This window comes from Methyloversatilis sp. NSM2 (genome assembly GCF_038066675.1).
GTDB lineage: Bacteria > Pseudomonadota > Gammaproteobacteria > Burkholderiales > Rhodocyclaceae > Methyloversatilis > Methyloversatilis discipulorum_A.
Map to the genome: position 1 here is coordinate 99871 of NZ_JBBUKV010000005.1, position 18546 is coordinate 118416.

Consider the following 18546-nt stretch of genomic DNA (forward strand, 5'->3'; position numbering starts at 1 on the left):
GCCTGGGGCTCCGTGCGGAACGCCTTCGCGCAAAGGCGCGTCAGGCCGTTCTTTTTTGACTCGCGCGCGGCTTCACGCCGATAATCGGGCGACCTGAAGCAGCGCGAACTGATAGAGGAGAAGCGGGTGGAATTTAGCATAAAGAGCGGCAGCCCCGAGAAACTGCGCACCGGCGCCCTGGTCGTGGGTGTGTTCGAGTCGCGCAAACCGGGCGCGGCAGCCGCGGCGCTCGACGCCGCCAGCAAGGGCCGCATCGCCGACATCCTCGGCAGCGGCGACATGGACGGCAAGTCCGGCACCACGCTGCTGCTGCACAAGCTGCCGGGCATCGCTGCCGAACGCGTGCTGCTGGTCGGCCTCGGCAAGGAAAAGGAATTCGGTCTCAAGGAATACCGCGACGCGGTTGCCGCCAGCGTGCGTGCGCTGCGCGACACCGGCGCCAGCGACGCAGTGAGCACGCTGGCCGAAGTCGCCCCGCGCAAGGTCGGCACAGCCGGCGCATTGCGTCAGGCCGCCATCGTCGCACTCGACGTGCTGTACCGCTACGACACCCACGCCCGCAACAAGAAGGACGAGTCGCGCGCACTGGCCGCGCTCGGCTTCACGCTGCCGAAGAAAACCGCGGCGTCTGCCGCCGCCGACGCGCTTGCACAGGGCGAAGCGATCGGTCACGGCATGGCGCTCGCGAAGACGCTCGGCAACCTGCCGCCCAACGTCTGCACGCCGACCTATCTCGCCGAACAGGCACTCGAACTTGGCAAGAAGTCGGATATCGCCGTCACCGTGCTCGACCGCGCCGACATTCAGAAGCTGGGCATGGGTTCCTTCCTGTCGGTCGCTGCCGGCTCGCGCCAGCCGCCCAAGTTCATCGCGATGGAGTACCGCGCCGGCAAGAAGAACGAGGCGCCCATCGTGCTGGTCGGCAAGGGCATCACCTTCGACACCGGCGGCATTTCGCTGAAGCCGGGCGAAGGCATGGACGAGATGAAGTACGACATGTGCGGCGCCGCCAGCGTGCTTGGCACCTTCCAGGCGCTGGCCGCGATGAAGCTGCCGCTGAACGTGATCGGCCTCATCCCGACCACCGAGAACATGCCGGGCGGCGCAGCCACGCGGCCCGGTGACGTGGTCAAGTCGATGTCCGGCCAGACCATAGAAATCCTGAACACCGACGCCGAAGGCCGGCTCATCCTGTGCGATGCGCTGACCTACGCCGAGCGTTACGAGCCCGCCTGCGTAATCGATATCGCGACGCTGACCGGTGCCTGCATCATTGCGCTGGGCCACGTCACCAGCGGCCTGATGGCCAACGACGACGCGCTGGCCGACGAACTGCTGGCCGCCGGCCAGACCTCTTGGGACCGCGCCTGGCGCCTGCCGATCTGGGAGGATTACCAGGATCAGCTGAAGAGCAACTTCGCCGACATGGGCAATATCGGTGGCCGCCCCGCCGGGTCGATCACCGCCGCCTGCTTCCTTGCCCGTTTCGCGAAGAAGTTCAAGTGGGCGCACCTGGACATCGCCGGTACCGCGTGGAAGAGCGGCAAGGAAAAGGGCGGCACCGGTCGTCCGGTACCGCTGCTGACCCACTTCCTGCTCGAACGCGCCGGCAAGCTCTGAGGCACGCATGGCGGTCGCCGAATTCCACCACGACGCGCCCGACAAGCTGCGCCACGCCTGCGCGCTGGTGGCGCAGTGGCACGCCGCGGGGCGTCGCGTGTGGATACATTGCGACAACGACGCGCTGGCCGCGCGGCTCGACCAGATGTTGTGGGTGTTCGAGCCGCTGGCCTTCATTCCGCATGTGCGCGACGGCCACCCGCTGAGCGACGCGACGCCGGTGCGCATCGGCCGCGATCCGGCGTCGGCCCCGGCCGATGCCGTACTGCTCAATATGGCGCACGACGTGCCGGCCGGTTTCGAGCAGCGCGCGCACATCGTCGAGATCGTCAGTCAGGACCCCGCCGACCGCGACGCGGCGCGCACGCGCTACGTGCGCTACCGGCAGGGCGGATTCGACATGCAGACACGAAAGGCTGAAGCATGAGCGACGATCTGATCGGCCGAGCCGATTCGCTGATGCGGCGCAGCCGCACCTTCGTTGCCGGCCGGGTCGCCCCGGCCGTGGTGGACGACGGCATCCCGCTGCTGACAGAGGAAGTCGATCTCGACACCCTGGTGCCGGAACCCGAGGACCGCAGCGCCGAAATCACCGCGGCGGTGACCGCGGAGGTCACGGAGCGAGTGACGGCCGAAGTCACCGAGCGGGTCACCGTGGAAGTGACCGAACGCGTCACCGCCGACGTGACGGAACGCGTGACCGGCGAGGTTGCGCGCGCGGTCGGCATCGAAGTCCGGGAGCGTCTGCAGCAGACCACGTCTGACGCACTGTCGCAGCAGTTTTCCGACCTGCCCGCGCTGATCCAGAGCCGCATCGACGACTGGTGCACGACCACGCTGCCGGCGCTGGTCAGCATCGAGATGCAGGTGGCGTTCGAGGCGGCGCTGGGCGCCGCACTGGAGAATGCAACAGCCCGCATCCGCGAACAGGCAGTACTCGATCTGCGCGAATCCATCGCCGCCGACATCGAAAACCGCAGTCAGGCCGTGCTCAACGCCACGGTCGAACCATCGGACCAGCCCGACCAGCCCCTATAATCGCGGGTTTGCATCCACGCAGACCCGTCATGACGCTGGCCAAGAGCTTCGAACCGGCCGACATCGAACGCCGCTGGTACCCCGAGTGGGAATCGCGCGGCTATTTCGCTGCCGGCCTGGACACCGACACCCCGAACAAGCCCAACTTCTGCATCCTGCTGCCGCCGCCGAACGTCACCGGCACGCTGCACATGGGTCATGGCTTCAACCAGACCCTGATGGATGCGCTGACGCGCTATCACCGCATGCGCGGCGACAACACGTTGTGGCAGCCGGGCACCGACCACGCGGGCATCGCCACGCAGATCGTGGTCGAGCGCCAACTCGACGCCCTGGGCATCTCACGCCACGACCTCGGCCGCGAGGAGTTCGTGAAGAAGGTGTGGGAATGGAAGGAGTACTCCGGTTCCACCATCACCCGCCAGATGCGCCGCCTCGGCACCTCGCCCGACTGGACGCGCGAGCGCTTCACGATGGACGAAGGCCTGTCGAAGATCGTCACCGAAACCTTCGTCCGTCTGCATGAAGAGGGCCTGATCTATCGCGGCAAGCGCCTGGTGAACTGGGACCCGGTTCTGGGCACCGCTGTGTCCGACCTTGAAGTGGTGCAGGAAGAGGAAGCCGGTTCGCTGTGGCACATCCGCTATCCGCTGGCCGATGGTTCCGGTCATCTGACCGTCGCCACCACCCGCCCGGAAACCATGCTCGGCGACGTCGCGGTCATGGTGCATCCGGAGGACGAGCGCTACAGCGCGCTGATCGGCAAGACGGTGAAGCTGCCGCTGACCGACCGGGAGATTCCGGTCATCGCCGACAGCTACGTCGATCGCGAATTCGGCACCGGCGTGGTCAAGGTGACCCCGGCGCACGATTTCAACGACTACGCGGTCGGCCAGCGTCACGGTCTGACCATGATTTCCATCCTGACGCTGGATGCGAAGATCAACGACAACGCGCCGAAAAAATACCGCGGTCTCGACCGCTTCGCCGCACGCAAAGCCATCGTCGCCGACCTGGAAGCCTCGGGCCTGCTGGAAAAGACCGACAAGCACACGCTCAAGGTGCCGCGTGGTGACCGCACGAATGCCGTGATCGAGCCCATGCTGACCGACCAGTGGTTCGTCGCGATGAGCAAGCCCGGTCCGGACGGCAAGAGCATCACGCAGAAGGCGCTCGACGTGGTGGCGAGCGGCGAAATCCGCTTCCACCCGGAAAACTGGGTGAACACCTACAACCAGTGGCTGAACAACATCCAGGACTGGTGCATTTCGCGCCAGCTGTGGTGGGGCCACCAGATTCCGGCCTGGTACGACGATCAGGGCAATGTGTTCGTCGCGCACTCCGAAGCCGAGGCCTATCAGAAGTATTTCGAGCACCTCGCGCAATCGAACCCCGACCTGAAGCGCCTCGCCGTCGCCACCGCGATGGCGCGCGAAATGTCCGGCGACACGCTGCCCGAGGTCGGCCGCAACTACGCGATCAAGGAAAACCTGCCGCTGCTCAAGCGTGACGAGGACGTGCTCGACACCTGGTATTCGTCGGCGCTGTGGCCCTTCTCGACGCTGGACTGGACACCGGACTGGGAGCCGGGCAACCCGGAGAAAAGCAATCCGGCGCTCGACCTCTACCTGCCCTCCTCGGTGCTGGTGACCGGCTTCGACATCATCTTCTTCTGGGTGGCGCGCATGGTCATGATGACCACGCACATCACCGGCCGCATTCCGTTCCGCGACGTCTATGTGCACGGCCTGATCCGCGACGCGGAAGGCCAGAAGATGTCGAAATCCAAGGGCAATGTGCTGGACCCGATCGACCTGATCGACGGCATCGCGCTCGACGATCTGGTGAAGAAGCGCACCACCGGCCTAATGAATCCGAAGCAGGCGGAACAGATCGAGAAACGCACCCGCAAGGAGTTTCCGGACGGCATCCCCGCCTTCGGCACCGACGCGCTGCGCTTCACCTTCGCCTCGCTCGCCAGCCCCGGCCGCGACATCAAGTTCGACATGCAGCGCTGTGAGGGCTACCGCAACTTCTGCAACAAGCTGTGGAACGCCACCCGCTTCGTGCTGATGAACTGCGAAGGCCAGGACTGCGGCATGGCGCCGTGCAACGACGACTGCGGCCCGGACGGTCCGCTGCACTTCCAGGCGCCCGACCTGTGGATCGTCAGCGAACTGCAGCGCGTCGAAGCCGAAGTCGAGAAACAGTTCGGCGACTACCGTTTCGACCTGGTGGCGCAGGCCATCTACCGCTTCGTGTGGGACGAGTACTGCGACTGGTACCTCGAACTGGCCAAGGTGCAGATCCAGAACGGCACACCCGCCCAGCAGCGCGCCACCCGCCGCACCCTGCTGCGCGTGCTCGAAACGGTGCTGCGTCTGGCTCACCCGCTGATTCCCTTCATCACCGAAGAGCTGTGGCAGACGGTGGCCCCGCTGGCCGAGCGCAAAGAAGGCGAGTCGATCCAGCTGGTGCGCTACCCGCAGGCCAATCTGAGCCGCATCGACGCGACCGCCGACGCCTGGGTGGCGGAACTGAAGACCATGATCGACGCCTGCCGCAGCCTGCGTGGCGAGATGGGCGTGTCGCCCGCCACCAAGGTGCCGCTGCTGGCTGCCGGCAAGACCGAGGCGATCCGTGGCTATGCACCCTACCTTGCCGCGCTCGCCAAGCTCAGCGAGGTGCAGGCGGTGGGTGACGCGCTGCCGGATTCGCCAGCGCCGGTGCAGGTGGTGGGCGATTTCCGCCTGATGCTGAAGATCGAGATCGACGTCGCTGCCGAGCGCGAGCGCGTCGGCAAGGAGATCGCCCGCGTCAAAGGCGAGATCGCGAAATGCGAAGCCAAGCTCGGCAACGAGAGCTTCGTCGGCCGCGCCCCCGCCGCCGTGGTCGATCAGGAGCGCAAGCGCCTCACCGATTTCGGCGATCTGCTGGTCAAGCTGGAAGAACAGCTGGGGCGGTTGGTGTGACGCGAGGGGCTGGGGGCTAGGGATTTGGGGCTAGCGGATTGCGGGCGGCGAAGCCGCCCGGAAACTTTTCTAGTCCCTAGTCCCTAGTCCCTAACCCCTGGCCCCTGCCCCCTAGTCCCTCCAATAAACCTGCCTCATCCGCTCGCAGTAGCGCACGATGGACGGGTAGTCGCGCTCGATCAGCCGCTTGAACGGGATGTCCACATCGACGAACACGACATTGGCCAGCATGCCGTAGGCCGTCGCGTCGATGCTGGAGGGGTGGCCGAACAGGAAGGGTTTGTCGCCGAGCACGGTGGCGACGGCGTCGATGTCGCGCATGCCCATCTCGGTGATTTCGTCGGCGGTGTGGCGGCCTACGCCCGCCGCCTTCACCTGCTTCACCATGCCGCCGCGCGCGAGCGCCGGCACGAACCACTTGTAAGGTGCCCCCATGCCGCCGAAAAAGGCGTCGCGCGTCGCCGGCCAGTAACGGTCGTCGGCCCAGCGGAAATGGAGCACGCACCAGTAGGCATGTTCTTCCAGCGTACGCTGGAGCATCAGCGATTGTGCGCGCTGATTGCGATCGAGGTGATCGTCCAGCGCCACACCGTGGCGCCGCTTCAGGTGATCGATGATGAGCCCGCTGTCCGCGAGCACGGTACCGTCGTCGTCGATGATGTGCGGCAGCTTGCCCTTGGGCGCCTGGCCCAGATTCATCGTGTAGACGTTCTGGTAGGGCAGCCCGGCCATGCGCAGCCAGGTTTCAAGCTTGAGGCAGAAGCCGCTCGCATTGGGCAGGCCCATCGCCGGAGGAAACTGGAAAAGACGGATCATGTTTTCCCCCGTTGTTCTGGCGCCGGCCGCTGGGATTACTTGCGTCGCAGCAGGAAGAAGAATTCCTTGTTCGCTTCGCCGCTGTCGAGCAGGGTGTTGCCCGTCTGCCGAGCGAAGGCCTCGAAATCGCGCACCGCGCCGGGATCGGTCGCCACCACGCGCAGCACCTGACCGCTGCTCAGTTCCGAAAGCGCTTTCTTGGTACGCAGGATGGGCAGCGGACAGTTCAGACCACGCGCATCCAGTTCCTTGTCGAATTCCATGTTTCACCCCGTGCTTGGAGCGGCGTTTATACCCGCTGTCGCGGCGGTGATCAACGCCACGGCTTTGAGTCCGGGCGCCCGGTCGTCATCCGCCTGGCCGCCTACATGCCGTCGCGCCGCTGCTCGGCGAGCCGCTCGCGCAGTTCGCGCAGCCGCGCATCGACCGCAGACTGCTGGTAGAAATCCCCGTCGGCAGCGCGCTGGGCCAGTTCGAGCTGTTCGATGGCGGCCTGATACTGCCCATTCAGCACATAGGCCTCGGCCTGCGCACGGTGCTGCGCCAGGCGCTTGCCGAGCAGCGCATAGGTCCGCGCCTGGTACTGGTAGAGCTGTGGGTCCTGGGTAGTGACGGACACCTCGCCATTGACGACCGTCAGCGCCTCGTCCGGACGATTGTCGGCCAGCAGCGCCTCGATCAGTCCATACAGCAGCGCGCGCGAACGCGCGGATCGACTCAGTCCGTCACGGAAGTGCTCGACTGCCTCGGCCGGGCGGCCGGCGTCCAGGCTGATGCGCCCGCCCAGGTTGTCGAGCATCGGCGACGCAAAGCCGTCGGCGCGCAAGCCATCGAGTTCCTGCTGCGCGCGCTTGAAGTCGCGCAAGCGCAGTGCCGCGTGCGCCAGACCGAAGCGCGCGGCGACGCGCGCGTTGCCCTGGACATCGCGCAGACGGCTCTCGAACTCGGCCATCGCCTCGCGCGCATCACCATCGTAGGCACGCAGCTTGGCACGCACCAGCAGGAAATCGATGCTGTCCGGCACCTGGCGGTAGGCGGTCTGCTGGATGCGCGCAGCCGCGTCGGCGATACGCTCGGTAGTCAGCGGGTGGGTGCGCAAATAGGCCGGCGAATTCGCTTCGTAGAAGCGCACCGAGCGCTGCATGCGCTCGAAGAAGGCTGCCATGCCGCGCGTGTCGAAGCCGGCGCCGTCCAGCATCTGGATGCCGATACGGTCAGCTTCGCGTTCGAAGTCGCGGGTGTAGGAAAGTTGCGTAGCGATGTTCGCCGCCTGACCACCGACCAGTGCCGCCTGCGCCGCTTGCGAATTTCCGCGCGCGGCAAGCGCCGCGATGATCAGCGAAGCGATCGCGATGACGCTCATTTCGCCACGCTTGGAATACAGCCGTGCGATGTGCCGCTGCGTCACGTGCGAAATTTCGTGCGCGATCACCGAAGCCAGTTCGGATTCGCTCTGCGCGGCGACGATGAGGCCCGTGTGCGCGCCGATGAAGCCGCCGGGCCAGGCGAAGGCGTTCAGCGTCGGGTCGCGCAGCGCGAACAGTTCGAAGCTCTGTGTCGAATCCGGCAACTTGGACACCAGTCGGTCGGCCAGCTGGTTCAGGTAGCCGTTGATCTCCGGATCGTTGATGTAGCTGCGCTCGCGCACCCGCATGTCGCGCCACAGCGATTCGCCGATGCGACGTTCGAGCGACGGCGGCAGATCAGCCTGGGCGACGTCGCCCAGATCGGGCAACGTATTGGCTGGCGCGGCAAGCGGCAGCAGGAGCAGCACGGCGACCGCCGTGCGCAGCCGGCGGGAGGACAGGAAGTGACTCATGGCGATGCTATGATAACGGGCAGGCGTGAACGGTCGTTCGGCAGCAGGTGAGCATTCGTCAGCGATCCGTTACCGCGTGTGACGCTGCCCCGCAAACAGAGGCGGCGCAACAAGAACGGCAGCACAGAAGGTCCGGCCGGCGCTGCGCGACGACCGACATGGTAGCCGGCCTGGCCGGTCCTCTCACCACTCAACGCCTACGTCTCCGATGTCGTCGATTCCGGTTGGTTCGCACGCCCTGCTGCTGATTGAAGATGTACCCGAAGACGTGAAGCTCATCACCACGGCACTGCGTAACATCGTGCCGACCGAGCAGATCCAGATCGCCGCCTCCGGAGAGGAAGGGCTGGACTACCTGTTCGGGCGCGGAGCCTTCGTCGGACGCGACACGCGTTACCAGCCGGCGCTGGTGATGCTGGATCTGACGCTGCCGCGCATCGACGGGCTGGAGGTTCTGCGTCAGGTGAGGGCCGACCCGCAGACGCATGTGCTGCCGGTGGTCATGGTGTCCGCGTCGTCGCAGCAGCGCGACATCCGCACCGCCGCGCAACTCGGTGCCAACAGCTTCGTGCGCAAGTCGCTCGATTTCGTCAGTTTTTCCGAAACGCTGACCCTGCTCGCCCGCTACTGGCTCGAACTGAACATCCCCCCACCCCACCCGTCCGCAATGACACGATGAGCGCCGACGACTCCCAGACCCCGCAGTCTCCGCTGACCCATTTCGACGCCCAGGGCCAAGCCCACATGGTCGACGTCGGCGACAAGGCGCACACCGCGCGCGTGGCGCGTGCCGCCGGCTCGATCACGATGCAGCCGGCCACTTTCGCGCTGGTGCGCGACGGCAATGCAAAAAAGGGCGATGTGCTCGGCGTCGCGCGCATCGCCGGCATCCAGTCATCGAAGCGCACCTCCGATCTGATCCCGCTGTGCCATCCGATCGCCCTGACCAAGGTGAGCGTCGAGTTCACGCTTGACGAGGCGACGAGCCGGGTGCTGTGCGAAGTCACGGCCCGCACCACCGGCCAGACCGGCGTCGAGATGGAAGCGCTGACCGCGACCAGCGTCGCACTGCTCACCATCTACGATATGTGCAAGGCGGTCGACCGCGGCATGCGCATCGGCGACATCCGTCTGCTGGAAAAGGCCGGCGGCAAGTCGGGGCACTGGACGGCCGACTGAAGCCGGTCTGCGGAGTCGCTTCTCGAAACAAGACAGGACTGGACTCGCCAGCACATCGACGGCCAGCCAGGTCGAGGTGACGAAGAAAGCTGCTTTCGTTCTACCATCGGCCCGGTCGCGGGCACAGGACCCCGCTCAGGCACGGAAACGATGGCCCAGGAAATCGAACTCAAACTGGCGATGGCCGACGCCGGCTGGCGCGCATTCTCCCGCCACCCGCTGCTGCGCGAAGCAATCGCGCCACCGCACACGCAGACGCTGCGCAACCTCTATTTCGACACCCCCGATCTCGCACTGCGGCGCCAGCGCGTCGCGCTGCGCCTGCGTCGCGCCGGGCGGCGCTGGCTGCAGACGGTGAAGTGCGCCAGCGCATCGCGCGCAGGGCTGTCCTCGCGCCCGGAATGGGAACAGCCCTTCAGCGGGCACTTCGACTTCTCGGCCATCGACGACCCCGCGCTGCGGACCGAACTCGAAACGCTGCGCGACCGCGGCGTGCTCGTCACCGTGTTCGACACCACCTTCGAACGGCGCGAATGGCGCTTTCGCGCTGGCGGCGGCGAACTGCTGCTGATGGCCGATCGCGGTCACATCATCGCCGGCGAACGGCGCGAAACCATTTCCGAACTGGAACTCGAACTGGCCGGAGCCCCGGTCGACACCCTGCTCGATTTCGCGGCCCGTCTCGCAGCAACGCTGCCGCTGCGCGCCGAGTCGCGCAGCAAAGCGCAACGTGGCTATGACCTGATGACCGGCGCGGTGCTCGAACCGGTGCGCGCCGGCCGCTCGCCGATAGACCCGGAAGGCTCCGCCGCCGACGCTTTCCGTGCTGTCGCGCTGGACTGCATCGCCCACTACCAGGCGAACGAACACGGCGCGCTGCACAGCGATGCGCCGGAATTCATCCACCAGATGCGCGTCGCGCTGCGCCGGCTGCGCAGCGCACTGCGTGTGTTCGCGCCCGCGTTGCCGGAAGGCAGCGCCGACGATCTTGCGCAGCACCTGCGTGCGCTGGCGGGCGAACTGGGCGAGCTACGCGACCGCGACGTACTGCAGTCCGAACTGGTGGCGCCACTGCTCGGCACGACAGCCACGCCAGAGCTGAACGAGCTCGCCCACACGCTGCATACCCTTCGCAGCGAAGTGCGCGAGCGCGTCATCCGTGCCTTGCAGGACGGCCGGCAGGCTCGACTGATGATCGCGCTGCTCGACGTGCTGCACCGGCTCGACGAACGGCAGGACGCGCCGACGCTGGCCGCCCTCGCCAAAAAGCGCCTCGCGCGCGCCCACACCCGCATGGTTGCCGCCGCCCGTCTGGCCAAATCGGGCGACATCGCCGCGCTGCACGCACTGCGCATCGACGTGAAGCGGCTGCGCTACGCGCTCGAATTCAACCTGCCGCTGCTGCATGCCAATCGCGCCCGGCGCGCGCTCGAAACGCTGGCGGCCGCACAGGAGCAACTGGGCTTCATCAACGATCTCAGCCAGGCCGGCCCGCGCCTGCTGGCCGCCGCCGGCAGCAACCCGGCGCGGCTCGCTGCGGTCGCTCAGATCGCCGCCCACCACATGCCGCGCTACCGGAAAATCGTCGATGAGGCGCCAAAGCTGCTCAAGCGCCTGGAGCGCATGCCTCGCCCGCGCTGAATCCGGGGCGCCGTGTCATGCATCCGTCACGTCACCTCACCACACTGCGCGCGCCCGACAAGAACACGAGGAGACATCGATGGAACTGATCCTGTGGCGTCACGCCGAAGCGCTCGACACCGTGCCGGACGCCAGCCGCAAACTGTCCGCGCGCGGCGAGAAACAGGCCAAGCAGATGGCCTCCTGGCTGAAACCCCGCCTGCCGAAGAACACCCGCATCCTGGTCAGCCCGGCCACCCGCTGCCAACAGACCGCGCAAGCGCTGGAATTGGATTTCGAAACCTCACGGCTGCTGAGCACCGACGCGTCGGTCGCTGACCTGATCGCCGCCACCGAGTGGCCGACGGGTAGCGGCGCGGTGCTGGTAGTGGGGCATCAGCCGACGCTGGGGCGGGTGGCGGCGTTGTTGCTATCGGGGGAGGAGGCGGAGTGGACCGTGAAGAAGGGCGCGGTGTGGTGGCTCAGCAATCGCGTCCGCGATGGCGAAACGCAGACTGTATTACGCGCGTGCCTCGGGACCGATCTCACGGGCGCATGAACACGGGTTGCGGCTCGGCCGGAATCAATCCTTGTAGCCAATAGCGAGGAAGGTAGATGCCCACTCCGCTCGCCGCTCGTGTCTCTTCCTCCCAAGTCTGCAGCCGCCGGAGTTCCGGCCAGCTAAGGCAGAGCTGGGTAAGGACCAGCGCAATCAAGAGCACCCGCACACCGTAAGCCCTCTGCCCAATTCCCGATCCCGGCGCCGAAGAGACGTCGCGTACGTCGAGGGAGCCGAGCCATGCGCACAGCAGCGCGAACAGCGTTTGACCGAAGGGCATCACCAGTAGGCCATCGACCTGGGCATGGAGCAAGCCGGCCGAGATCGACGCAAGCAATGCGGTCCTGAGCGGATCGTGCTCACGGCGACAACGCTGGAGCTGTCTCCATCCGGCCCAAACGAAAGCCCACACCACGCCCAGCGCCACAGGCACGCCCCATTCATAGGCCAGTTGCAGAAAGAGGCTGTGCGGATGTGCCGCGACGCCGGAGGTGGAGGTGGCAAACATCATCGGTCCCCAACCAATTAGCGGATGCGCACGAATTCCTGCCCAGGCTTCAGACCAGATCACCTCGCGCAAGGACAATGACGTCCCTTCGGATAGGCGGGACAGCCCCGCCAAGGAGGCCTCACCGGACAGCAGGAGCGGGATGCACCAGAACATCAACGCGTAGGTAAAGAGACCCCACAAAGCGGCAATAACCATGCCGCGGGCAAGTTGCTTGCCCGCCGTCCCGGTAAACGGAAGCGCGAACGTGATCAGAGCCAGCGCCAGCCACGTTCCTCGCGTTCCGGACGCGATCGCAAAGGCGATCCAAAACGCAACAAGCAGACCGAGCATCAAGCCGACCGTCGGGCATGCGCGATGACGATCGCGTGCGAGTACGAGTAGCGGCAACGAAAGCGTTACCCAGTGCCCGAAGAAGCGCTGGTTGGAGAAAGCGGGGAAAAACTCTCGGGCATGGAAATTCAGCCCTTCAATTACAAGGGCGCACCAGCGCGGCAAAACTATCAATGTGTAAGCGGCACATAATCCGATGAGGCATGTCATTAAATGACGCTCGGAATAGCCGCGCAATCTGCGCATCCACAGAACGGCCAGACACCAGAATGAGGACAAATGCGCGGCCTCCATTGCGCCCCAGCGTCCTGACGAAACACCAACGATCATCGCTATCGCGACCGTCGTGACAATTAGTCGATCCTTGGCGTAGCACGTACCGGTGCCCGAAAAGAGTGCCGACAACAAAAGAACCATCAACTGAGATAGGCGCGCTCCGTCATGCGCAGGCATGCCAGCCAACTCCGCGCTGCCATAGATACCAAGCGCGAACAACAAAAAAAAGCTCCCGACCAGCGGGAGCTTTTTAGTGTCTTCAAACCGGTAGATTTTTAGGTACCCGCGCCAATACGGTTACGACCGCAAGCCGCCGTGGTTCCACGGACGTTCCAGGTGATACTCGCACCACCACCACCCACGCCAGCAGTCAGGTCAACAGCACAACTCGCTGCTTGTGCATTACCGGTAATACGAATTCGGGTGCCGTTCCAATCAACAGCGGTCGCCGAAGCACCAACCCCGGTAAATCCTGCCGGCAGGAAGCTTCCTCCAGCCAGATTGGCAATGCTGTCGCAAGGCGCAGTCGCAGGAAAGGTCGCTTGAGCGTTGGTCTGCATGCACTCAGCGATCGCCGTCTTCAATGGTTGAACCGATGCATAGTTGTCGGCCCAACGCGCCCGCGTCACGTAATCCTGATACTGCGGAATCGCGATCGCCGCCAGAATGCCGATGATCGCGACCACGATCATCAGTTCGATCAGGGTGAAACCTTGCTGAACCTTTTTCATCACTCTCTCCTGTATTGAACGGAACGGGCGCGACTGCGCTCAGGGTGATATCGAGCAAGGCGGGTGCCAGCTTTAGCACTTTTTTACAGTTCGCTGAAACACAAGGATTTTTTGTTCCGGGCGCCGAGACACAGTTCGACACAGATGCTTTTGTCCCGCCGTTCACCGGCAGCATGTGACAAAAAACGTCAGTTCACGGAGTAGCCGGGGATGGCATGGAGATCGACGTCGTCGATCTGTTCGGGGTCGAGATAGGTCTCCGCATAGCGCAGATAGACCTGCTGGCGGACGAACACGTCGAACAGGTCGGGGTCGATGTGGCCGTTGAGGCGGAACTTGCCGAGGATTTGCAGCGCTTCGGACAGCTTCATCGGCCGCTTGTACGGCCTGTCCTTTGCGGTCAGCGCTTCGAAGATGTCGGCGATGCCCATCACGCGGGCCTGCACGCTCATCTGCTCGCGGGTCAGACCGCGCGGGTAGCCCTTGCCGTCCATCCGTTCATGATGGCCACCGGCGTACTCCGGCACATTGGTCAGGTGGCGCGGCCAAGGCAGCGATTCGAGCATGCGTATCGTCGACACGATGTGGTAATTGATGATTTCGCGCTCGGCGCCCGTCAGCGTGCCGGCGCGTATTGTCAGGTTCTCGACCTCGTCAGCGCTGAGGCAGGGATGGACGACGCCGTGGGCGTCGGTCCACGACCAGCGCCGTCCGATCGCGTGCACCCGCTCGACGTCAGCGTCGCTCATGCGCTCCGAGCCGATATTCGCCTGGCGCAGGAAGGCGCGGTCAGCCTCGATCTCATTGAGCAGATCGGCACCGTCGCGCTCGATCCGTTCGCGTGCGGCAGGCGCCGCCTCAGGTCCGAGCGCCCCTTGCCGGCGCAGCGTGGCGAGTTCGATGTCGCGGCGTATCAGTTCGAAGCGCGCGTCGACCAGCTGGATGCGGTCGAATATGGTCTGCAGCTTGGTCGCCTTGTCGACCACGTGCACCGGCGTGGTCACCTTGCCGCAGTCGTGCAGCAGGCCGGCGATCTTCAGCTCGTAGCGGTCGGCGTCGGTCATCGTGAAGTCGGCCAGCGGGCCTTCGGTCGTGTCGTTGACCGCCTCGGCCAGCATCATGGTCAACGTCGGTACGCGCTGGCAATGGCCGCCGGTGTAGGGCGACTTTTCGTCGATCGCGTTGTTGATCAGCGTGATGAAGGATTCGAACAGCGCTTCGAGCTGACTCACCAGTTGCCGGTTGGTCAGTGCGATGGCCGCCTGCGACGCGAGCGACTCGGCCAGCCGCCGGTCGGAATCGGAAAACACGCCGACCTCGCCGGTCCGCGGACTGACGGCATTGATCAGTTGCAGCACGCCAATGACCCGACCTTCGTGGTTCATCATCGGCACCGTCAGGAAGCTGGTCGAACGGTAGCCGGTGCGGGCATCGAAAGCGCGAGTGCCCGAGAAGTCGAAGCCCTCGGCCGCGTAGGCGTCGGCGATATTGACGGTACAGCGGTTCAGCGCGCAGTAGGCGGCGACCATGGACAGATTCGGCAGGCCGCCCGGCAGATGCAGCGGCAGCGGCGGAAACACGATGCGCTTGCCGCTGGTACCGCCCATCGCGATGCCGATCGAGTCGGTGCGCATGATTTCGAAGCGCAGGTGCTCGCCACTTTCGTCGGTGCGGTAGAGCGTGCCGCCGTCGGCGTGGGTAATGGCTTTGGCGGCGAGCAGAATCTTTTCGAGCAGCGCTTCGATATTGCGTTCGTTCGACAGTGCGGCGCCGATCTCATTGAGATCCTCGAAGCGCCGCAACAGGTCGTCGAACTTGTCCATGTGCGGCGGCGCGCTACTTGATGCAGACCGCGCGGACCTGCTTCATGTCGGTCAGCCCGGACAGCACCTTTTCCATGCCGTCCATCTTCAGCGTACGCATGCCCTCTTCCAGTGCCGTGGCGAGCATCGTGGCGACGCGTTCGCGCTCCTGGATGTTCTTCTTGATGCGGTCGGTGCCGAGCATCAGTTCATGCAGGCCGAGGCGGCCGCGGTAGCCGGTACTGCTGCAGTCCGGACAGCCCTTCGGCCGGTACAGCGTGAAGCGCCCCTTGTCGTCGGCGTAGGCCTTGATCCAGCCCTTGAACACGCGATCCATCGCCCCTTCCGCATCGACCTTGAAGTCGGCGGTATTGCGCAGCTCCTCGCAGTACTCCTCAAGGAAGTGCTTCATTTCGGCGGCGTCCGGGTGATAGGCCTCCTTGCACTTCGGACACAGGCGCTTGGCCAGCCGCTGGGCCAGGACGCCGAGCAGCGCGTCGGCGAAGTTGAACGGGTCCATGCCCATATCGAGCAGGCGGACGATGGACTCCGGTGCACTGTTGGTGTGCAACGTCGAGAACACCAGGTGACCGGTCAGCGACGCTTCGATGCCGATGGCCACGGTTTCCTTATCGCGCATTTCACCGACCATGATCACGTCCGGATCGGCGCGCAGGAAGGCGCGCATGATGGCGGCGAAATCGAGCCCGGCCTTCTTGTTGATCTGTACCTGACGCAGACCCTTCTGCGTGATTTCGACCGGATCCTCGGCGGTCCAGATCTTGGTTTCCGGCGTGTTGATGTGGCTGAGGATGGAATGCAGCGTGGTCGTCTTGCCGGAGCCGGTCGGACCGCATACGAAGAACAGGCCGTAGGGCTTGCTCACCGCTTCCTTCAGTCGCGACAGGTTGTGCGGCAGTACGCCCAGCTTGTCGATCGGTATCGGTTCGCCGGCGGCGAGGATACGCATCACCACGTCCTCGACGCCGCCGGCCGACGGAATGGTGGCCACCCGCAGTTCGATGTCCAGCGGGCCGAACTTGCGGAACTTGATCTTGCCGTCCTGCGGCTTGCGACGCTCGGAAATGTCGAGGTCGCACATGATCTTCAGGCGGGTGACCAGCGCGCTGCGATAGCTTGCCGGCACCTCGATATAGGGGTGCAGCGTGCCGTCCTTGCGGAAGCGGACCTGGGTCTTGTCCTTGCCCGGCCGCGGTTCGATGTGGATGTCGGATGCGCCCTGCTGGTAGGCGTCGATGATGATCTTGTTAACAAGCCGGACCAGTTCGTTGTCGGCAGCGGCCGTGACGTCGTCGCCACCAACGTCGTGCACCTCGTCCTCTTCCAGCATGTCGGACAGCAGGTCGCCGACGCTGGTGTCGTCCATCGTCGAGCCGTAGAACTGATCCAGCGTCTGCACGAATTCCTTCGTGGTGGTGACGCGGAAGACCAGCTTGGCCTTCGGGAAGATGTTGTTGACGACGCGCGCACCCTTCACCTTCTCCGGGTCGAGCGCAACGACCACGATGCCTTCGCTGGAGTCCTCCACCGGCACCCATTGCTGCTCTTCGAGGTACTCGCGCTTGAGGTTCCTGATCAGGTCGAAGGGCTTCACCCGCTCGGGCTTGAAGGGCTCGTAGGCAACACCGAAGAACTTCGACAGCGACGCGCCGATCGCCTGCTGCTTGACCTGGAAATCGCGTATCAGCACGTCCTCGACATCGACGCCCTTGCGCCGTGCCGCACGCGAGGCAAGATCGAATTCCTGCGGCGACATGACGCCATCGACGACCAGGTAGTCGTATTTCGACTTGACCACGTGCGTCGGCTTGCTGCGTTGCTGGAAAGCCACCGCCAGCGTGTGGGCCATGCTCAGCAGGCCTTCTTCGGCCAGCGCCGAGAAGGGCTGGCCGGACTTGTTGTTGATCAGCTGGACCACGCCCAGCAGATCCTTCTTTTCCGGGTCGAGAATCGGCGCGACCAGCATCTGCTTGGTGCGGTAGCCGGTCTTCTTGTCCACGCCATCGAGGAACTTCAGGCTGGCCGAATGCGACCTCAGCTCGGCCTCATCGTAGACATCGCGGATATTGAGCAGCTTGCGGCTCATGCCGACGAAACCGGCAATCGACTGCTCGGTCAGCGGCAGGCGCAGATCCTTGAACGAATTCAGGCCGGTCTTGACCTTGGATACGATGGTCGACCGGTCGTCGCCCAGCACGTAGATGGTCAGGCGGTCCGCGTTGAACAGCGCAGAAATTTCCTGCGACAGTTCAAGCATGATTTCGTCGATATTGGTGGTGGCGTGAATCTTGGTCGTCACGCCCTGCAGATTCTTGAAGAACGCCAGCCGGCTCGACACATCGCTCATCGCGCCCAGATCGCTGGCCGGCGGTAGTACTGCACTCATTTGTTCACCCCGTTACCGCCGACCCGAGCGGCCGTCCTGGCGCGCCGAGTGGTCAGAAGTCGAAAACATGATTGTTGCGCAACATGTGCGGCTTGCGCGAGCCGAGTGTGTCGGCAATCTCGCGCATGGTCATGTCCATCTGGCTTGGTTTCAGATGGGTGATATAGATATCGGCCGGGTGACGCAGCTTCTCCAGCTCGCCGGCAAGCATGTCCGGGCACAGGTGGCGCGACATCACGGCAAGCTGGCGGTCGCGGTCGGGAAAGGCGGTTTCGATGATCAGATGGCGAAGGTCAGGCAACGCATTGACGGCGTCCCAGAATTCATCGCACACGGTGGTGTCGCCGGAAAAGGCCAGCGTGCCGCCGGACGAACGCACCGCGTAGCCAACTGCCGGCACCGTGTGCTGCGCCGGCAGCACGCGAATCGCCCGGCTGCCCATGTCGATCTCGTCGCCGACACGCAGCTCGCGGAAGGTCATGAACGGTCGCTCGACCGACGGGATTTCGGTGAAATCGGGCCAGATCGACCAGTTGAAGATGTGGCGCCGCAGCACTTCGAGCGTCGGCGCGGTGGTCCATACGGTAAGCGGACGCGAACGCAGTTCGCCCACCGTATCGACCATCAGCGGCAGGCAGGCGATGTGATCGAGATGGCTGTGGGTGACGAACACGTGGTCGATGCGTGCCAACTCGGCGATCGACAGATCACCGACACCGGTTCCGGCGTCAATCAGGATGTCGTCGTCGACGAGCAGCGACGTGGTGCGCAGATGCGCCCCCCCTATGCCACCACTGCAACCGAGCACCCTTATCCTCATCTGTTTCCCGCGTGTAAGTCGAGTTCGTAAGCCAATCTCGTACGTC

16 protein-coding genes are annotated in these 18546 nt (G+C 64.7%); 8 read left to right on the forward strand and 8 right to left on the reverse strand.

From position 1 onward, the window contains the following. Positions 1-126 precede the first annotated feature (126 nt). Genes WJU27_RS11250 through WJU27_RS11265 form a run of 4 tightly spaced genes read left to right on the forward strand, consistent with a single transcriptional unit; the run spans position 127 to position 5630 of the window. Positions 127-1620: a leucyl aminopeptidase gene (locus tag WJU27_RS11250; protein WP_341422167.1), complete on the forward strand. Its 1494-nt coding sequence runs from the start codon at positions 127-129 to the stop codon at positions 1618-1620. A 7-nt stretch (positions 1621-1627) separates the two neighbouring features. Then, a complete protein-coding gene (locus WJU27_RS11255) occupies positions 1628-2047 on the forward strand; it encodes a DNA polymerase III subunit chi (protein ID WP_020163603.1) in 420 nt (139 codons plus the stop codon). Continuing rightward, complete coding sequence (locus tag WJU27_RS11260; RefSeq protein WP_020163602.1) at positions 2044-2658, forward strand: hypothetical protein; 615 nt, start codon at positions 2044-2046, stop codon at positions 2656-2658. The genes WJU27_RS11255 and WJU27_RS11260 overlap by 4 nt, the downstream gene beginning before the upstream one ends. Positions 2659-2687: 29 nt before the next feature. Further along, complete coding sequence (locus tag WJU27_RS11265; protein ID WP_341422168.1) at positions 2688-5630, forward strand: valine--tRNA ligase; 2943 nt, start codon at positions 2688-2690, stop codon at positions 5628-5630. A 111-nt stretch (positions 5631-5741) separates the two neighbouring features. Here WJU27_RS11265 and WJU27_RS11270 read toward each other — a convergent pair whose 3' ends face one another. The 3 genes from WJU27_RS11270 to WJU27_RS11280 form a co-directional block, all read right to left on the reverse strand. After that, the gene (locus WJU27_RS11270) at positions 5742-6446 is read right to left on the reverse strand and encodes a glutathione S-transferase family protein (RefSeq protein ID WP_341422169.1); all 705 of its coding nucleotides are present in this window, start codon (positions 6444-6446) and stop codon (positions 5742-5744) included. A 35-nt stretch (positions 6447-6481) separates the two neighbouring features. Then, positions 6482-6709 (reverse strand): sulfurtransferase TusA family protein, encoded by a 228-nt coding sequence (locus tag WJU27_RS11275; RefSeq protein ID WP_019919427.1) that lies wholly within the window; start codon positions 6707-6709, stop codon positions 6482-6484. A 101-nt stretch (positions 6710-6810) separates the two neighbouring features. Next, positions 6811-8265 carry a M48 family metalloprotease gene (locus tag WJU27_RS11280; protein WP_341422170.1) on the reverse strand — a complete coding sequence of 485 codons (1455 nt, stop codon included), beginning with the start codon at positions 8263-8265 and terminating at the stop codon, positions 6811-6813. Positions 8266-8473: 208 nt separating this feature from the next. On the opposite strand from WJU27_RS11280, the gene WJU27_RS11285 reads away from it, so the two are divergent. From WJU27_RS11285 to WJU27_RS11300, 4 genes are all read left to right on the forward strand, one after another. Continuing rightward, positions 8474-8944, forward strand: a complete 471-nt coding sequence (locus WJU27_RS11285; protein ID WP_020163598.1) for a response regulator — start codon at positions 8474-8476, stop codon at positions 8942-8944. Then, entirely contained in the window at positions 8941-9444 is a 504-nt protein-coding gene (gene moaC, locus WJU27_RS11290; protein ID WP_341422171.1) for a cyclic pyranopterin monophosphate synthase MoaC, read from the forward strand. The genes WJU27_RS11285 and moaC overlap by 4 nt, the downstream gene beginning before the upstream one ends. 150 nt (positions 9445-9594) lie before the next feature. Next, positions 9595-11085: a CYTH and CHAD domain-containing protein gene (locus WJU27_RS11295; protein ID WP_341422172.1), complete on the forward strand. Its 1491-nt coding sequence runs from the start codon at positions 9595-9597 to the stop codon at positions 11083-11085. 79 nt (positions 11086-11164) lie between these two features. Continuing rightward, complete coding sequence (locus WJU27_RS11300) at positions 11165-11623, forward strand: SixA phosphatase family protein (RefSeq protein ID WP_341422173.1); 459 nt, start codon at positions 11165-11167, stop codon at positions 11621-11623. Here the strand turns inward: WJU27_RS11300 and WJU27_RS11305 are convergent. From WJU27_RS11305 to WJU27_RS11325, 5 genes are all read right to left on the reverse strand, one after another. Further along, the gene (locus tag WJU27_RS11305) at positions 11610-12917 is read right to left on the reverse strand and encodes an O-antigen ligase family protein (protein ID WP_341422174.1); all 1308 of its coding nucleotides are present in this window, start codon (positions 12915-12917) and stop codon (positions 11610-11612) included. The genes WJU27_RS11300 and WJU27_RS11305 overlap by 14 nt on opposite strands. Before the next feature lie 98 nt (positions 12918-13015). Further along, entirely contained in the window at positions 13016-13471 is a 456-nt protein-coding gene (locus tag WJU27_RS11310) for a pilin (RefSeq protein WP_341422175.1), read from the reverse strand. A gap of 188 nt (positions 13472-13659) precedes the next feature. Beyond that, complete coding sequence (locus WJU27_RS11315) at positions 13660-15294, reverse strand: HD domain-containing phosphohydrolase (protein ID WP_341422176.1); 1635 nt, start codon at positions 15292-15294, stop codon at positions 13660-13662. Positions 15295-15307: 13 nt separating this feature from the next. After that, a complete protein-coding gene (locus WJU27_RS11320) occupies positions 15308-17680 on the reverse strand; it encodes a GspE/PulE family protein (RefSeq protein WP_341422177.1) in 2373 nt (790 codons plus the stop codon). Positions 17681-17732: 52 nt separating this feature from the next. Then, positions 17733-18500 carry an MBL fold metallo-hydrolase gene (locus tag WJU27_RS11325; protein WP_029143544.1) on the reverse strand — a complete coding sequence of 256 codons (768 nt, stop codon included), beginning with the start codon at positions 18498-18500 and terminating at the stop codon, positions 17733-17735. Between the last annotated feature and the right edge of the window lie 46 nt (positions 18501-18546).

Excerpts from the sequence above, each read along its gene's own strand:
- WJU27_RS11255 (WP_020163603.1), top strand. The coding sequence starts at position 1,628 with ATGGCGGTCGCCGAATTCCACCACGACGCGCCCGACAAGCTGCGCCAC.
- WJU27_RS11260 (WP_020163602.1), top strand. The coding sequence starts at position 2,044 with ATGAGCGACGATCTGATCGGCCGAGCCGATTCGCTGATGCGGCGCAGC.
- WJU27_RS11265 (WP_341422168.1), top strand. The coding sequence starts at position 2,688 with ATGACGCTGGCCAAGAGCTTCGAACCGGCCGACATCGAACGCCGCTGG.
- WJU27_RS11270 (WP_341422169.1), bottom strand. The coding sequence starts at position 6,446 with ATGATCCGTCTTTTCCAGTTTCCTCCGGCGATGGGCCTGCCCAATGCG.
- WJU27_RS11275 (WP_019919427.1), bottom strand. The coding sequence starts at position 6,709 with ATGGAATTCGACAAGGAACTGGATGCGCGTGGTCTGAACTGTCCGCTG.
- WJU27_RS11280 (WP_341422170.1), bottom strand. The coding sequence starts at position 8,265 with ATGAGTCACTTCCTGTCCTCCCGCCGGCTGCGCACGGCGGTCGCCGTG.
- WJU27_RS11285 (WP_020163598.1), top strand. The coding sequence starts at position 8,474 with ATGTCGTCGATTCCGGTTGGTTCGCACGCCCTGCTGCTGATTGAAGAT.
- moaC (WP_341422171.1), top strand. The coding sequence starts at position 8,941 with ATGAGCGCCGACGACTCCCAGACCCCGCAGTCTCCGCTGACCCATTTC.
- WJU27_RS11295 (WP_341422172.1), top strand. The coding sequence starts at position 9,595 with ATGGCCCAGGAAATCGAACTCAAACTGGCGATGGCCGACGCCGGCTGG.
- WJU27_RS11300 (WP_341422173.1), top strand. The coding sequence starts at position 11,165 with ATGGAACTGATCCTGTGGCGTCACGCCGAAGCGCTCGACACCGTGCCG.
- WJU27_RS11305 (WP_341422174.1), bottom strand. The coding sequence starts at position 12,917 with ATGCCTGCGCATGACGGAGCGCGCCTATCTCAGTTGATGGTTCTTTTG.
- WJU27_RS11310 (WP_341422175.1), bottom strand. The coding sequence starts at position 13,471 with ATGAAAAAGGTTCAGCAAGGTTTCACCCTGATCGAACTGATGATCGTG.
- WJU27_RS11315 (WP_341422176.1), bottom strand. The coding sequence starts at position 15,294 with ATGGACAAGTTCGACGACCTGTTGCGGCGCTTCGAGGATCTCAATGAG.
- WJU27_RS11320 (WP_341422177.1), bottom strand. The coding sequence starts at position 17,680 with ATGAGTGCAGTACTACCGCCGGCCAGCGATCTGGGCGCGATGAGCGAT.
- WJU27_RS11325 (WP_029143544.1), bottom strand. The coding sequence starts at position 18,500 with ATGAGGATAAGGGTGCTCGGTTGCAGTGGTGGCATAGGGGGGGCGCAT.